The following is a 14093-nucleotide window of genomic DNA, read 5'->3' as shown; positions in this document are numbered from 1 at the left end:
GTTTTTACAATCTGGATTGTTTCGGTATAAATGATAGTAAAAGGCGAATACGGTTTCGTTCCGGGTTTGTGTGCGGCTATCATGGCAGCCGGTATTGCCTTTTTGCTCATTGGGGCAACTAAGGCCAAATCCGATAAAACCAAGTTGGTGGCGCTGGTGGGTTCTGTAATAGTTATTGTCAGCTTCATGGTACTCATTGTCGAGCGCGAGGTTCCTATCGAGCCTTCTGAGCAAACAACTCAAGCAGAATAAGATGAAAGCCCCGTTTTGGGTACGCTACGTGGTACTGCTGCTAGCCATATTTTGGCGGGTGGCTCCCGTAGCTGCCCAGAACGCCGAGCCCGAGAAGCCCAAAGTCACCCGTATCCTGTTCGTGCTCGATGCCTCGGGCTCGATGATGGCGCCCTGGGAAGGCAGGCCCCGCTGGGACGTGGCCCGCAGCCTGCTGGCCAAGATGGTGGACTCGCTCAATGCCTACCCCAACCTGGAGCTGGCCCTGCGCGCCTACGGCCATCAGCACCCCAACTCGGAAAACAACTGCGAGGACTCCCGGCTGGAAGTGCCTTTCGCACCCAAAAACGCCCGGGCCATCAAAGCCCGGCTGACGGCCCTCAAGGCCCAGGGCAACACGCCCATCACGTATTCCATTCTGCAGTCGGCCAACGACTTTCCGGTGGACAAGAACTCCCGCAACGTCCTCATTCTGATTACCGACGGGCTGGAATCGTGCAAGGGCGACCCGTGCGCCACTTCGGTGGCGTTGCAGCGCAAGCACGTCTTCCTCAAGCCCTTCATCATCGGCTTGGGGGCGGAGCGGGATTTTGGCAAGCAGCTCGAATGCCTGGGGCAGTACTACAACGCGGCCGACGTGAGCACCTTCCGCACCATCCTCGACAACGTCATCTCCCAGACGCTGACCAAAACCACCGTCAGCGTAAACCTGACCGACGAGGGCGGCAAGGCCGTGGAAAGCAACGTGAACATGACGTTCGTGAACAACGTGACCGAGGCGCCGGAGTACAACTACGTGCACTACCGCGACGCCCAGGGTAAAGCCGACCTGCTCGACATCGACGCGCTGCAGAGCTACGACCTGGTCATCAACACCGTGCCGCCGGTGCGCCAGCCGAACCTGCCCATCAGGCCCGGCCGGGCCAACGTGCTGACCTATAAAACACCCCAGGGCACGCTGAGCTTACAGTCGCCGCGGATTTCGCCGAACCCCTACGGCCAGGTGGACGCGGTGGTGCGGGCCGCGGGCAATAATGGGGCGACGGTGGTCAGTGTGCCCTTCGGCGCGAAGCAGAAGCTGCTGACCGGCAACTACGAAGTGGAGCTGCTCACGCTGCCCCGCATCGTGCGCCGCGTCAGCATCCGGCAGGGCCAGGAAACGGCCGTGACCTACGACGCCCCCGGCACCCTGAACATCGTGACGGACCTGAAGGGCTTCGGCAGCATCTACCAGCTCAACAACGACGACTCCCAGACCTGGGTGTACAATCTGCCCGAAAACAGCAGCAAGGTGAATCTGCCCATGCAGCCGGGCGTGTACCGCTTGGTGTTCCGCACCAAAACCGCCACCGGCAGCAAGTTCACCGACGTGCGCAGCTTCTCCATCCGCAGCGGGCAGACCAGCTCGGTGAGTATGTTCACGAAATGATTTAAACCATCTGTCATCCTTCATCTGGCGTACGCAAAGCGAAGGACCTTCCTCCGATACCAGATAAGCCCCTTTCAACGCGGCCCGAATGCACCACCACTACTACGTTTACCTCGTCACGAACCCCGCCAAAACGTCGGTGTACACGGGTGTGACGAACGACGTACAGCGGCGCATTCAGGAGCACTTCGACAGCCGCGGCAACCCCAGCACTTTCGCCGGCCGCTACTTCTGCTACAACCTCGTGCACTATGAAGCCTTAGAGCACATTGCAGGTGCTATTGCCCGGGAGAAGGAAATCAAGGGCTGGACGCGGGCGAAGAAGGGTGCTTTGATTGCAACTACTAACCCGCAGTGGCTGACCCTGAACTACGCGGAGCTGTGAGATGCGTTGAATGGAGCTTTTCGCTTAACTGAGGAAGGTCCTTCACTCCGCTTCGCTGCGTTCAGGATGACAAAAAGATAAAAACCCAAGACCCCAATATGAAAGACTTTCCCTACACCGAATCAAAAGACACCCGCTCCGGCTTTGGCGTGGGTTTGCACGAGCTGGGCAAAACCAACCCCAACGTGGTAGCCCTCTGCGCCGACCTTACCGGCTCGCTCAAGATGGATGCCTTTAAGAAGGATTTTCCCGAGCGGTTTTTCCAGGTCGGCATTGCCGAAGCCAACATGATGGGCCTGGCCGCGGGCATGACCATCGGCGGTAAAATCCCGTTCACGGGCACCTTCGCCAACTTCAGCACCGGCCGCGTCTACGACCAGATCCGCCAGAGCATTGCCTACTCGAGCAAGAACGTGAAGATCTGCGCCTCCCACGCCGGCCTCACCCTGGGCGAAGACGGCGCCACCCACCAGATTCTGGAAGATGTGGGCATGATGAAGATGCTGCCCCACATGACGGTCATCAACCCCTGCGACTTCAACCAGACCAAAGCCGCCACCATCGCCATTGCCGACTACGAGGGCCCCGTGTACCTGCGCTTCGGCCGCCCCGTGGTGCCCAACTTCACCCCCGCCGACCAGAAATTCGAAATCGGCAAAGCGGTAATGCTGAACGAAGGCGCCGACGTAAGCATCTTCGCCACCGGCCACCTGGTCTGGAAAGCCATCCTGGCCGGTAAGATCCTGGCCGAAAAAGGCATCGACGCCGAAATCATCAACATCCACACCATCAAGCCGCTGGATGCCCAGGCTATCCTGGCTTCGGCCCGCAAGACGCGCTGCGTGGTCTCGGCCGAGGAGCACCAGATGAACGGCGGACTCGGCGACTCCATCGCCCAGCTGCTGGCCCGCGAGGAACCCCTGCCCCTGGAAATGGTGGCCGTGAACGATTCCTTCGGCGAAAGCGGCACCCCCGACCAGCTCATGGAGAAATACGGCCTGCTGGAAAACGACATCGTGGCCGCCGTGGAGAAAGTGCTGGCGCGGAAGGCGAAGTAGGTTCCTGTCAAAAGTAAAAAGCCCCCGCAACTGAGAAGCTGCGGGGGCTTTTTGTTAGCGGTGTCGCCACCAACGTTTCGCGGCTTTGCGAGGTGGCGATTTTTACCACAAATATTAATGCGGAGAACCAATGTTTGATTAACCACAAATGTATCTGCGGAGCACTGAACCGCCACTTTTGCCAAACCGCTGTTATGGGTATGTGCTTTTTTCATTCAATCAGTTTTTCAATGTATAAAAATGAACTGTATTCAATTCTATTTTCATTGCTACTAAAATATTTAATTTTGTCTTCTTTGATTACAGTTCCGTTTTTAGACCATCTTAAATTCCAATTACAATTGCAAGGTTGAATTATTGGTTTTCTTAACCTTTCTGTTGATAATTCGACATACCAAGTCCATGTAGGTGATTTATTTTTTGCTTGATAAGGTTCGACGTCCCATAATTCTATTTTATGTTCTGTGCTTGAATTTGAAAATGTCAGAACTTCGATTAAGGGTTTATAATATGTTAAATCCGATTCCGAAAACCCTCTTTTTGGACACTTTATAAAACCTAACTTCTTCCAAAAATTTTCCGATTCTCTTGGTGAACAGAATAATTTTATAGCTACAATTTTTTGGAGTTTTAAATACTCTGAAAATTGATTGTAAAAATGTTTTCCAAATCCTTTTCCTCTTAGGTCTGGTTTAATTTCCAATATGTCAATTTCAGCAGTTATTTCCCCTTTGCTCCATACAATAAAACCAACAGGTTCTCCACTTAGATCAATCGTTACAAACTCTTTATTGCTATAAGCTTTCTCAATTATTGTCCAATTACAATAGAAGCCTTCATTTAATGAATTATGTTCATCTAACAACCACTTCTCAATTTTTTCAAAATCGGATTTAGTTGGAGATATGTTTAATTTAATTTCTGGTTTCATTTGTATGTTCGGTTTTTTAGCATTACACATAACATTAGGGTTCCCGAAACTCGGTACTGCCGTAAGTTTCGGGAACCCGCGCTATGTACGCAAGAAGCCTTCGGGAAGCATACCCAGATTGGCTTGCTTCCCGAATGTCTGGTTTCATAGGCCTAACGTGTCGAGTGGGGAAGCGGGGCGGGTAGTTTGGGCCACATGCATGTAGATCTCCGTGGTTTTAATGCTGCTGTGTCCCAGCAAATCCTGAATGATGCGAATATCGGTACCGGCTTCGAGCAAGTGCGTCGCGTAGGAGTGGCGGAGCATATGCAAGGTAACAGTTCGGCGGATTCCGGCCCGCGCGGCGGCTTGCCGACTAACCATCTGGAAGCTGCGGGCGCGGCGGCGAATGTGCGGACCAACGCCGCGGCGACTTTTCAGCTCATTTATTCGTCGGCGCTACGCTTTTCGCCGCCATCCTGCGCCGGACCACTGACCTGATATAGAAGGGCACCGGCCGCACACCTAAATACAGCACCGCCCCGATCAGGGCTAACAGTGAGCCGATGCCGGTGGGCAGCATGGTGCCAAAGGTAAAGGTCATGCCCAGCACAAAGCCCAGCAGGCATTCGGCCCGGTAAATCGGCAAGAACAGGGCCAGGGCCAGCAGCCCCAGCAGCAGGTATCCCGCCGGATCGGTATAGCCCAACGTGAAAAACACGGAAAGCAGGATTCCCACCAACAGAGCGGCAACAAACCCATAGAGCACGCCCGCTCGCGCCTTTGCCCCGGCGGCCGGTTCAACGCCTGCCCGCAGTACCCGCTGCTGAATCCGGTACAGCAGAAACCAGGTGAGCACCGGCAGCAGCAGTCCGCCCCACCAGTTTGAAATTGCCGGCAAATCTTCCCGCGCCAGCAGATGATGGCTGGGCACGCCGCCATGAGCATGGCTCCAGAGGAGCATTGCCCAGATGACCAGCGTTACTGCGGCGGTGCCAGACATGCGATAGGTAAAGAGGTTGTTTTCGCTCATAAAACCCGGCTTTAACGGTTTTCGTATTTTTCGATTTCCTCCGGTAGTTCAATGCTACTATCCCGGGTCAGGCTCAGGCTGCTGGCGGTCAGCGGCGAGTAACGTGCAGCGGCGGCCTGAAAATCAGGCTACCGCCGACGCGGCGGCTTCGGCCCGCAGCTGCCGGGCGGCGGCACCTCCCTTATAGAGCAGCATCACCAGAAAAAAGCGCAGAAATAGTCCCGCCGTAGGCGGCGGCGGGCTGCCCGGCCCGCCATCGACGAAGGCCACCACCACGTCGAGGACCAGCAGGGCCATACCGAGGTAGAGCGGCAGGCGCGCCTTTTTCGCCCTGGCCCACCAGGCCAGCCCGAAGTAGACCAGGCCCACCACCGCCGTCGCGTAGCCGAAGCCGTACTGTTGCAGGACGGCCACCAACCCTAATTCCGCCACCAGACCCAGCAGCAGGTTCAGCCCCCCGATAAACAGCAGCGCATAGAATGCCTGTTGCAGCCGGTAGTAAGGGTGCGTGGAACTGCCCGGCAGGGGCTGACCGTCCAGCAGCAGCTCCACTTCTTCCTGCGCGAATTGTTGCTGCAATCTGGCCTCGAGCACCCGGCCATCGGCCAGCGTGACGGCAACGCCCTGCTTCAGCGCCGAGCGGCTCGTCAAACGCGCGAGTACCCCGCCGTCCTGGCTGATGGTGAAGTTCTTCCAGAATAAGCCCCACCGCAAATTGATGGCTTCCGTTTTGGCTTCGTCGAGATAGTAGGTTTTGGCCAGCATAAAGTGTTCATCAGGAGACGGAAAGCAGACAGCAGTGAGCGCTGCAAGATGCCGGAAAAAACCAGATTTCCCTGGGCCTGAAAGCTTCCTCGGAATCAGCCTTTTAGCCGGAACAGCAGGAACCGCCGGCCCCGGATCTTGGGCTTATTTTTGCCGCTGGTTAAACTCGGCCTGCCTTTTTCGCTCCAACCGTTCACCGCCGCTCCTTAACCCCGCTCCCTGCTTGGAAGACCAGGAAATCCTTGCCAGGTTCGCCGACCCCGCCGCCCGCAACGTGGCCTTCAACCAGCTGGTGCGCAAGTACCAGCAGAAGGTGTACTGGCACGTGCGCAAGATGGTCATCGACCACGACGATGCCGACGACCTAACCCAGGATACCTTCGTCAAGGTCTGGAACCACTTGGGCAACTTCCGCCAGGATGCCTCGCTCTACACCTGGATTTACCGCATTGCCACCAATGAGTGCCTGAATTTTCTGAGCAGCAAGCGCCGCAGGTTTTTCCTGCCGCTGCATGACGTAGAGGCCGAGCTGGCCGCCAAGGTGGAAGCGGACCCCGGCCTGGCCGGCGACGAAATTGAGCTGCGCCTCCAAAAAGCCATTCTGCGCCTGCCCGACAAGCAGCGGCTGGTGTTCAACATGCGCTACTACGACGAGACGCCCTACGAGCAGATGGCGGAAATCACGGGCACCAGCGTAGGCGCCCTGAAAGCGTCGTATCACCACGCAATGAAAAAAGTGGAACAATACGTCAACGAAGAAACTCACCCCGATTAAACCCGGCGGCCCCGGCCGCATCTTAGCTATATGAAGACTCCTTTTCGCCTCGACGAGCACCCGCACCGGCCGCAGCCCCTGGCGGAGCCGCCCGCTGGCTACTTCGACCGGCTTCCGATGCAGATCATGGCCCGCGTGCAGCCCGCGGCTACCCGCGAACCGGCCGCCTTGGGCTGGCTCACGGCGCTGTCGGTGCCGCTGCGCACGGCCCTGGCTGCCGTAGTGATTCTGGGCGGCTTTGCCACAGCTTTCCTGCTGAGCCCCACGGCAGTTGACCCTTCCGATGCCGGGGCGCTGTCGGCGGTACCGCAAGCCGAGCTGGTGCAGTATCTGCTGGCCAGCGACACCCGGGTTTCGCTCAACGACCTCGCCGACCTGCCCGCCACCGGCCACGCCCTGACCAACAGCTACCTGCAAGCCTCGCCCAATGAGCTGCAGGAAGCGCTGGACGCCCAACCCACCGAAGAAATCTATCTGTAACTGCTGTTACGCCAGGAGCCAAGAGCCAGGAGTTAGAAGCTAGGAGTTAGAAGTTAGAAGTCAGAAGTCAGAACACTGGAGCGTGTGGACACTTAACGAAAAAGGCGGTCATGCTGAGCTTGTCGAAGCATCTCTACCGCTTTTTTGCGGCAAAACGTTCGGTAAAGATGCTTCGACAAGTTCATCATGACTGTTTCGATGGCTTCAAAGGCCCTTTTAGCTAAGTGTCCACACGCTCTAGAAGCTGCCGATTCAAGACATGGCTGCCTTGGCACCCGTTTCGTTCCTGCATCTTTTACCAACTGCTCTCCGAACTCCGAACTCCTAGCTTCTAGCTTCTGACTTCTCACCGCCGGCAACCCGCCTCACCCGGCGTAGCATCAGTCGGTAAACCTTATTTTGCTCACCCTTTTGCTTTCTCTCCATGAAATATCTGTTGCGCAGCCTGCTGGCTTTTCTTCTGCTCGCTTCCTGGTCCGGCACTGCTGCCGCGCAGGGCGGCCGGGGCGGGGGCCGGCAGGCCCGCCTGAGCCAGCTCGAAAACGCCAGGATCGCCTACCTCACCGAGAAAATCTCGCTCACCCAGGACCAGGCCCAGAAGTTCTGGCCCGTCTACAACGAATTCACCGGCAAGCGCCGCGACATCAACAAGCGGCTACGGCTGCTGCGCATCAACAATGCCGACGGCCTCACCGACCAGCAGATTAAGGACAACCTGACCCAGGGCCTGGCGCTGCGCCAGAACGAAGTGAGCCTGGAAAAGGAGTACTTCGACAAATTTCAGAAGGTGCTTACCATCCGTCAGGTGAGCAAGCTGTTCCTGGCCGAGCGGGAGTTCACCAGGGAAGTGCTGCGGCGCGTAGCCGGAGGCCGGCCGGGGGCCGGCGGCACCCTGCCCGGCGCCGCCGACGACTGATTTTTGCTTTGCTATCAGCGAAGCTGTTTAGTAGTTCAACAGGTCTGTCATCCTGAGCACAGCGAAGGACCTTCCTCCGATATCCTGCCCAGCCGGGTTAAATGAGCAAAGCCCTTCCCCGTGGCGCGGACCAGGATGTTGGGCAGGGAAAGGAGCTTTGTGAGAGCTGCAAGAGGCAGGTCCTTCGCAAGCGTACGCCAGATGAAGGATGACAGCCGGCAAAAAAAAATCGAATTACTAACCAGTTTCAGCGCAAAAAGGCTGCTCCGGCAGCCTTTTTTGTTTGTTGGGGAGTCGGTATGAGTTGGCCAAACGAGGTTGACGCCCATCCTTGCGGCCCGGGGCAAATGACCTACCCCGCGTAGCTTACCTTTGGGCCCCGAATCTGTTTGTGGTTCGGGTAGTGGTGGCCAGTGCCTCACTACCGAAATCCGGAAGCCGGCCATTGCAGCGTCTCTGATTCTGCCGCCCGGCTTCTCCCTCCTAGCTTCTCCCTCATGCTTACGCCCCGCCAGCTTTTCCTGCGCCACCAGGCCCAGACCTCCGATACGCCCCTGCTGCTCGAAATTGAGCGGGCCGAAGGCGTGTACATGTACGCTCCCGATGGCCGCCGCTACCTCGACCTGATTTCCGGTATCGGCGTCAGCAACGTGGGGCACCGCCACCCGCGGGTGGTGCAGGCCATCAAGGACCAGGTGGATAAATACCTGCACCTGATGGTGTACGGCGAGCTGGTGCAGGCCCCGCCCGCCGCACTGGCCCAGGCGCTGCACGAAACCCTGCCGGCTCACCTGGACACCGTATTTTTCACCAATTCCGGGACCGAAGCCATTGAGGGCGCCCTGAAGCTGGCCAAGCGCCACACCGGCCGCCCCGAGCTCATTTCCTGCCACAACGCCTACCACGGCTCCACCCACGGTGCGCTGTCTATCACCGGCTCCGAAGACTTCAGGCAAAGCTACCGCCCCCTGCTGCCCGACGTCCGCCACATCCACTTCAACGACTTTGCCGACCTGGCGCTGATTACGGAGCGTACGGCAGCCGTCATCGTCGAAACGGTGCAGGGCGAAGCGGGCGTGCGGGTGGCGCAGGCCGGCTACCTGCCCGCGCTGCGGCAGCGCTGCACCGAAACCGGCACGCTACTGATTCTGGACGAGATTCAGTGCGGGTTCGGGCGCACGGGCACGCTCTGGGCGTTCGAGCAGTTTGGGCTGACGCCCGACATTCTGGTGTGCGCCAAGGGCATGGGCGGCGGCATGCCCATTGGCGCGTTCATCTCATCGGCAGAAATCATGGCGGGCTTCAAGAGCAATCCGGTGCTGGGCCACTGCACCACGTTTGGTGGCCACCCGGTGTCCTGCGCGGCTTCGCTGGCTACGCTGCGCGTGATTCAGGACGAGAACCTGCTGGCGGACGTGCCCGAAAAAGCCGCCCGGTTCCGGCGGCTGCTGCGGCATCCGGCCATTCGGGCGGTGCGCGGTCACGGCCTGCTGATGGCCGTGGAATTCGATTCGTACGCGGTGCTCAAGCCTATTATCGACCGGGCGCTGGAGCACGAAGGCATCCTCACCGACTGGTTCCTGTTCTGCGACAACTCCCTGCGGCTGGCCCCACCGCTCACCATTTCCGCGGCGGAAATCGACGGAGCCTGCGCCGCCCTGCTGCGGGCTATCGATTTCGTGGTGCAGGCAAAGGATGAGTAGGAATAGGATTAAAATTAAAAAGACCGTCATTCCGAGCTTGCCGAGGAATCTCGCGTGGCGTCGGTAGATTACTACTCCAGCATCAGCACGCGAGATTCCTCGGCAAGCTCGGAATGACGGTCTGAATACCGACCGCCAACTACCCGATACCCCTTATAGCCCGGGGCCGTGGCTGTCTTTCTGGAAGTTCAGAAACGACTGGCTTTCCTCCTTGATCTGATGACGCGGCAGGCCGTCTTTCACGCCCATCGAAATCTTGCGCACCAGTACGCCCACAATGGCTTTGCGGAATCCCAGCTTGCCGGCCATGTCGATGCAAAAGTCCATTTCCATGTCGTCGACCACACCATCGGCCAGCATCATGTCGACGAGGTCAAAAATCTGGTCGAACCGCTCGGAATCATTGTCGGGAATAACCAGGTTCACGCTACTGGAGTTGGCTACCACGCTATTCACATCTTCGGCGCGCATCCCGTTTTTCTTGCCCACCGCCATGATGAAGCTCATTTCCCGCTCGTCAATATGACCGTCCGCTTTAGCCAGGGCGACCAGATTCATGAGGTGGCTCTTCATTTTCTTGGTTTGCTCGTTTTCAAAAAAGCCAAACATAGGGGGCAGTGCTTAAGGAAGGGTGGGAAATTGAACGAAGGGCCGGCAAAAACTTTCGCTAACGGATAGGCGCAGGGGGTTAAGATAGTAGCTGCCGCGGTATCATCCAATACGGAGTTCCAAAAAAAACAGCTAGCCCCACGCTTCCGTTTGCGCATAATCCGATTCAGGAACTTAGATTTTGCCGGGGATTCCTCACCTTTGCCCGCTTCAATCAGCATTGAATCTGACTACCTCGAGATATGATGAAACGCATTGCAGTTTTCACCAGTGGCGGCGACTCGCCGGGCATGAACGCGTGCATCCGGGCGGTGGTGCGTACGGCCGTGTACCACGGCATTGAAGTGTACGGCATCATGCGCGGCTACAGCGGCATGATCAACGGCGAGTTCGTCAAGCTCGACTCCGCCTCCGTATCCAACACCGTGCAGAAGGGCGGTACCATTCTCAAGTCGGCCCGCAGCCAGAAATTCCTGACTAAGGAAGGCCGGCAGCAGGCGTTCGATCAGCTCGTCAACAACGGCATCGACGGGCTGGTGGCCATCGGCGGCAACGGCACGTTCACCGGCGCCATGATTTTCGAGCAGGAGTTTGGCATCCCGACCGTGGGCGCGCCCGGCACCATCGACAACGACCTCTACGGCACCGACTACACCATCGGCTACGACACGGCCGTGAACACGGCCCTGGAAGCCATCGACAAGATCCGCGACACGGCCGACTCCCACGACCGGTGCTTTTTTATTGAGGTGATGGGCCGCGACTCGGGCTACATTGCCATTCCCTGCGCCATTGGCGGCGGGGCCGAAATCGTGATGATTCCCGAAACCCAGATGTCGACCGATGCCGTGATTGACACGCTGCGAGCGGGCTGGAAACGCTCCAAGACGTCGTTCATCGTCATCGTGGCCGAGGGCGAGGAAGAAGGCAGCGCCACCATCGTGGCCTCGAAAGTGAAGGAAGCTATTCCCGAGCTCGATACCCGCGTCACCATCATCGGGCACGTGCAGCGCGGGGGCTCCCCCACCGCCGCCGACCGTATGCTGGGCTCCCAGATCGGCATTGCCGCCGTCGAAGGCCTCATGAACGGCATGCGCAACGTAATGGCCGGCATCGTGGACCGCAAGCTGGTCTACACGCCTTTCACCGACACGATTCACAAGAAAAAGCTTATCAACCAGAGCTTTATGCGCATGGTGGAAATTCTGAGCGTGTAGCTGGGGAAGTGGTGAAAGGTGAAGTGGTGAAAAACCGGCTGTCATCCTGAGCAAAGCGAAGGACCTTCCTCGTCGCCACTAATAACTGATGTTACGCAGTCTGTTTCTTGTTGCTGGTTGCTTGTTTCTGATTGGTCGTTTTTAAGCCGTTTTTTGGGAGCACATTCAACCAGAAACGAGAAACAAGCAACGAGAAACACCAGTTGCCAAAGTTGCCTGCGTAACATCAGCAATAAGGCCATCTAAATGAGCAAAGCCCTTTACCACGCAACGGTAAAGGGCTTTTGCATTGAAAAAGGCAGCCCAAGTGTGGAACGGGGAAGGTCCTTCGCTTTGCTCAGGATGACAGCCATTTTTCACCACTTTACCTTTCACAACTCCCCCATTTCCACCCAGTCATACGCCGCATCCCGGCGCAGCCAGCTGAGCTGGCGCTTGGCGTAGTGGCGGGTGTTGCGCTTGAGCAGGCGGACGGCTTCGGGCCAGTCGTGCCGGCCGTCGAGAAAATTAAAGATTTCCTGGTAGCCCACGGTGTGCAGGGCGTTGTGGTGGCGGTAGGGCCGCAACGCTTCCACCTCGGCCCGCAGCCCCGCGTCCAGCATGTGGTCTACCCGCTGATCAATGCGTTGGTAGAGCACTTCCCGCTCCCGGGTGAGCGCCACTTTGATGCTGGTAAAGGGCCGCCGGGTTTCCCGGGCCGCGCCGTGGAAGCTGGAAAAGGGCTGCCCGGTCGCGCGCGTGACCTCCAGGGCCCGCAGCACCCGCTGGTGATTCTGCCGGTCGATGCGGGCGTGCGTCACGGGGTCGAGGCGCTCCAGCTCGGCAACCAGCGGCGCCAGGCCGTGCCCGGCCAGCTCCTGCTGCAGGGCGGCGCGGATTTCAGGGTTGGCAACGGGCATATCATCCAGCCCTTCCGTCACGGCCTGCAGGTAGAGGCCCGAGCCGCCGGTCAGGATGACCAGCGGGTGCTTTTGAAACAGCTCATCCAGCCGGGCCAGACACTCTACTTCGAAGCGGCCGGCGTTGTAATCCTGCGTGATGCTGTGCGAATTGATGAAGTGGTGGGGCACGCCCTGCATTTCAGCGGCCGTCGGCTTGGCCGTGCCGATGCTCAGCTCCCGAAAAAACTGCCGCGAGTCAGCCGACACGATTTCGGTGTTGTAGTGCCGGGCCAGCCGCACGCACAGCGCCGTTTTGCCCACGGCCGTGGGACCGGCTACCACCAATAGCGTGGGGCCGGCAATCGGGAGGTCGAATAGGTTCATGCAGGAACAGAATGCGGGGTCAATAAGGTAGCGTAAAGCGCCAGCAGCTGTTTTTCCTCGTGCTGCCAGCTGAGCTCTAGGCGGGCGCGGCGGCAGTTGTGGGCCAGCGCCCGGTAGCGGGCGGGCTCGTCGCGGAGCAGCCGGTTGAGGGCGGCGGCAATGGCCGTGGGGGTCAGGGCGACCACTTCAGCCACTTCATACTCGTCGTTGAGGTGGCGGTACTCGGGGAAATCGACGATGAGCTGAGGAATGCCCGCGTGCAGATAGTCGAAGAACTTGTTGGCCAGCGAATAGTAGTAGCTCAGGCCCTGATTTTCCAGCAGCATCACCCCCACGGCAGCGTGGCGCGTCACTTCGTGCAGGTCGTCGGGCAGCACGAAGCCGCGAAACTCCACCTGGCCCGTAGCCAGGAGCCCCAGCGCCGCGGCCCGCGCCCGCAACGGGGCCGATAAGTCGCCTTCGCCGCAAATAACCAGGCGGCCGGCCACGGCGGGCATCGCATCGAGCAGGGCCTCCAGGCCGCGGCCCGCGTTCAACGCCCCCTGATACAGGATATAGCTACCGGCGGCAGGGGCCGTCGGGGCCGGCGGCAGCGGCGCCGCGCTCAGCCGGCTGATGTTGCGGACGACGGCAAACGGCCGGCCGTAGCGCTGCTCAAACACCCGGGCCAGGGCCGGCCCGACCGTGTAGGCCAGCGTCGCCCGGGGCACGATGAAGCGCTCAACACCCAGCCAGACGCGCCGGATGGCCGGGCGGGCCACTACTTCGGGCACCTCCGTAAACAGCTCGTGCGCATCGTACACGAACGGCTGCCCCGCGAGGCGGGCCCGCAGCCACACCGGCAGCGCGGTATCCAGATCGATGGCGCACCAGGCCCCGGCTTTTTGGGGGAGCAGGTAAAAGAACAGCCGCAGGTTGAACTCGAGGTAGAACAGCTTGCCCCTGGTCGCAAAGCAGCGCAGCCGGTGCTGCCGGTAGGGCTGGGGCGTGAGCGGCCGGGACGTGGGCCATTCGCGGCCGACCAGCAGTACCGGGTAGCCGTGGGCGGCCAGACTGCCGCAGATGCGCTGCATCCGCTGGTCGTAGTTCAGATCGGTGGTGACGGTGAAGAGCAGCGGGAGCATATAACTGATGTTGCGCGGGGCATTACGGAAACCCGGTTTGAGGCGCTGGAAGCGAGGAGGCAGAAGGCAGAATACGAGCAGGTTGCCGATTCAAGACGCGTCGGCCCGGGCACCCGTTTCGTTTCTTCCTCTTTTACCGCCTGCTCCCTAGACTCCTGACTCCTGACTTCTAACCGCCGGCAACCCGCCTCAC

17 protein-coding genes are annotated in these 14093 nt (G+C 58.9%); 9 read left to right on the top strand and 8 right to left on the bottom strand.

Annotated features, from left to right (window positions below):
• Window positions 1-30 precede the first annotated feature (30 nt).
• The 4 genes from ABD833_RS10345 to ABD833_RS10330 all read left to right on the top strand — a co-directional run bounded on the left by ABD833_RS10345 (window position 31) and on the right by ABD833_RS10330 (window position 3103).
• The gene (locus ABD833_RS10345; RefSeq protein WP_345072809.1) at window positions 31-252 is read left to right on the top strand and encodes a hypothetical protein; all 222 of its coding nucleotides are present in this window, start codon (window positions 31-33) and stop codon (window positions 250-252) included.
• Between the two features lies 1 nt (window position 253).
• On the top strand, window positions 254-1660 hold the full coding sequence (locus tag ABD833_RS10340) for a vWA domain-containing protein (protein WP_345072808.1): 1407 nt from the start codon (window positions 254-256) through the stop codon (window positions 1658-1660).
• Between the two features lie 88 nt (window positions 1661-1748).
• Window positions 1749-2045, top strand: a complete 297-nt coding sequence (locus ABD833_RS10335) for a GIY-YIG nuclease family protein (protein WP_345072807.1) — start codon at window positions 1749-1751, stop codon at window positions 2043-2045.
• A 98-nt stretch (window positions 2046-2143) separates the two neighbouring features.
• Window positions 2144-3103, top strand: a complete 960-nt coding sequence (locus ABD833_RS10330) for a transketolase family protein (RefSeq protein WP_345072806.1) — start codon at window positions 2144-2146, stop codon at window positions 3101-3103.
• 211 nt (window positions 3104-3314) lie between these two features.
• On the opposite strand, the gene ABD833_RS10325 is transcribed toward ABD833_RS10330, so the two are convergent.
• The 4 genes from ABD833_RS10325 to ABD833_RS10310 form a co-directional block, all read right to left on the bottom strand.
• A complete protein-coding gene (locus tag ABD833_RS10325; protein ID WP_345072804.1) occupies window positions 3315-4034 on the bottom strand; it encodes a GNAT family N-acetyltransferase in 720 nt (239 codons plus the stop codon).
• Window positions 4035-4178: 144 nt separating this feature from the next.
• Window positions 4179-4424 carry a tyrosine-type recombinase/integrase gene (locus ABD833_RS10320; RefSeq protein WP_345072870.1) on the bottom strand — a complete coding sequence of 82 codons (246 nt, stop codon included), beginning with the start codon at window positions 4422-4424 and terminating at the stop codon, window positions 4179-4181.
• 31 nt (window positions 4425-4455) lie between these two features.
• Window positions 4456-5046, bottom strand: a complete 591-nt coding sequence (locus ABD833_RS10315) for a hypothetical protein (protein ID WP_345072802.1) — start codon at window positions 5044-5046, stop codon at window positions 4456-4458.
• A 123-nt stretch (window positions 5047-5169) separates the two neighbouring features.
• Window positions 5170-5811 carry a hypothetical protein gene (locus tag ABD833_RS10310; RefSeq protein WP_345072801.1) on the bottom strand — a complete coding sequence of 214 codons (642 nt, stop codon included), beginning with the start codon at window positions 5809-5811 and terminating at the stop codon, window positions 5170-5172.
• 223 nt (window positions 5812-6034) lie between these two features.
• On the opposite strand from ABD833_RS10310, the gene ABD833_RS10305 reads away from it, so the two are divergent.
• From ABD833_RS10305 to ABD833_RS10290, 4 genes are all read left to right on the top strand, one after another.
• A complete protein-coding gene (locus ABD833_RS10305; RefSeq protein ID WP_345072800.1) occupies window positions 6035-6586 on the top strand; it encodes an RNA polymerase sigma factor in 552 nt (183 codons plus the stop codon).
• A 30-nt stretch (window positions 6587-6616) separates the two neighbouring features.
• Window positions 6617-7066 carry a hypothetical protein gene (locus tag ABD833_RS10300; RefSeq protein WP_345072798.1) on the top strand — a complete coding sequence of 150 codons (450 nt, stop codon included), beginning with the start codon at window positions 6617-6619 and terminating at the stop codon, window positions 7064-7066.
• Between the two features lie 424 nt (window positions 7067-7490).
• The gene (locus ABD833_RS10295; RefSeq protein WP_345072796.1) at window positions 7491-7982 is read left to right on the top strand and encodes a hypothetical protein; all 492 of its coding nucleotides are present in this window, start codon (window positions 7491-7493) and stop codon (window positions 7980-7982) included.
• Between the two features lie 497 nt (window positions 7983-8479).
• Complete coding sequence (locus tag ABD833_RS10290; protein WP_345072794.1) at window positions 8480-9685, top strand: aspartate aminotransferase family protein; 1206 nt, start codon at window positions 8480-8482, stop codon at window positions 9683-9685.
• A gap of 153 nt (window positions 9686-9838) precedes the next feature.
• On the opposite strand, the gene ABD833_RS10285 is transcribed toward ABD833_RS10290, so the two are convergent.
• The gene (locus ABD833_RS10285; protein WP_345072792.1) at window positions 9839-10258 is read right to left on the bottom strand and encodes a tellurite resistance TerB family protein; all 420 of its coding nucleotides are present in this window, start codon (window positions 10256-10258) and stop codon (window positions 9839-9841) included.
• A gap of 281 nt (window positions 10259-10539) precedes the next feature.
• On the opposite strand from ABD833_RS10285, the gene pfkA reads away from it, so the two are divergent.
• Window positions 10540-11511 (top strand): 6-phosphofructokinase, encoded by a 972-nt coding sequence (gene pfkA, locus ABD833_RS10280; RefSeq protein ID WP_345072869.1) that lies wholly within the window; start codon window positions 10540-10542, stop codon window positions 11509-11511.
• A 165-nt stretch (window positions 11512-11676) separates the two neighbouring features.
• Here the strand turns inward: pfkA and ABD833_RS10275 are convergent, their stop codons facing one another.
• Genes ABD833_RS10275 through ABD833_RS10265 form a run of 3 tightly spaced genes read right to left on the bottom strand, consistent with a single transcriptional unit; the run spans window position 11677 to window position 13900 of the window.
• Complete coding sequence (locus ABD833_RS10275) at window positions 11677-11886, bottom strand: hypothetical protein (protein WP_345072790.1); 210 nt, start codon at window positions 11884-11886, stop codon at window positions 11677-11679.
• Window positions 11883-12776 (bottom strand): tRNA (adenosine(37)-N6)-dimethylallyltransferase MiaA, encoded by an 894-nt coding sequence (gene miaA / locus ABD833_RS10270; RefSeq protein WP_345072789.1) that lies wholly within the window; start codon window positions 12774-12776, stop codon window positions 11883-11885. Before miaA ends, ABD833_RS10275 begins: the two co-directional genes overlap by 4 nt.
• Window positions 12773-13900, bottom strand: coding sequence for a glycosyltransferase (locus ABD833_RS10265; protein ID WP_345072787.1), 1128 nt, complete (start codon window positions 13898-13900; stop codon window positions 12773-12775). Before ABD833_RS10265 ends, miaA begins: the two co-directional genes overlap by 4 nt.
• Window positions 13901-14093 lie beyond the last annotated feature (193 nt).

The sequence above is a fragment of the Hymenobacter fastidiosus genome (assembly GCF_039539565.1).
Classification (GTDB): Bacteria; Bacteroidota; Bacteroidia; order Cytophagales; family Hymenobacteraceae; genus Hymenobacter; species Hymenobacter fastidiosus.
This window is presented reverse-complemented; position numbering and strand designations above follow the sequence as displayed.

Coding starts and splice junctions, on each gene's coding strand:
- ABD833_RS10335 (WP_345072807.1), top strand. CDS start 1,749: ATGCACCACCACTACTACGTTTACCTCGTCACGAACCCCGCCAAAACG.
- ABD833_RS10345 (WP_345072809.1), top strand. CDS start 31: ATGATAGTAAAAGGCGAATACGGTTTCGTTCCGGGTTTGTGTGCGGCT.
- ABD833_RS10265 (WP_345072787.1), bottom strand. CDS start 13,900: ATGCTCCCGCTGCTCTTCACCGTCACCACCGATCTGAACTACGACCAG.
- ABD833_RS10295 (WP_345072796.1), top strand. CDS start 7,491: ATGAAATATCTGTTGCGCAGCCTGCTGGCTTTTCTTCTGCTCGCTTCC.
- ABD833_RS10300 (WP_345072798.1), top strand. CDS start 6,617: ATGAAGACTCCTTTTCGCCTCGACGAGCACCCGCACCGGCCGCAGCCC.
- ABD833_RS10285 (WP_345072792.1), bottom strand. CDS start 10,258: ATGAAGAGCCACCTCATGAATCTGGTCGCCCTGGCTAAAGCGGACGGT.
- ABD833_RS10290 (WP_345072794.1), top strand. CDS start 8,480: ATGCTTACGCCCCGCCAGCTTTTCCTGCGCCACCAGGCCCAGACCTCC.
- ABD833_RS10330 (WP_345072806.1), top strand. CDS start 2,144: ATGAAAGACTTTCCCTACACCGAATCAAAAGACACCCGCTCCGGCTTT.
- miaA (WP_345072789.1), bottom strand. CDS start 12,776: ATGAACCTATTCGACCTCCCGATTGCCGGCCCCACGCTATTGGTGGTA.
- ABD833_RS10340 (WP_345072808.1), top strand. CDS start 254: ATGAAAGCCCCGTTTTGGGTACGCTACGTGGTACTGCTGCTAGCCATA.
- ABD833_RS10310 (WP_345072801.1), bottom strand. CDS start 5,811: ATGCTGGCCAAAACCTACTATCTCGACGAAGCCAAAACGGAAGCCATC.
- pfkA (WP_345072869.1), top strand. CDS start 10,540: ATGAAACGCATTGCAGTTTTCACCAGTGGCGGCGACTCGCCGGGCATG.
- ABD833_RS10325 (WP_345072804.1), bottom strand. CDS start 4,034: ATGAAACCAGAAATTAAATTAAACATATCTCCAACTAAATCCGATTTT.
- ABD833_RS10315 (WP_345072802.1), bottom strand. CDS start 5,046: ATGAGCGAAAACAACCTCTTTACCTATCGCATGTCTGGCACCGCCGCA.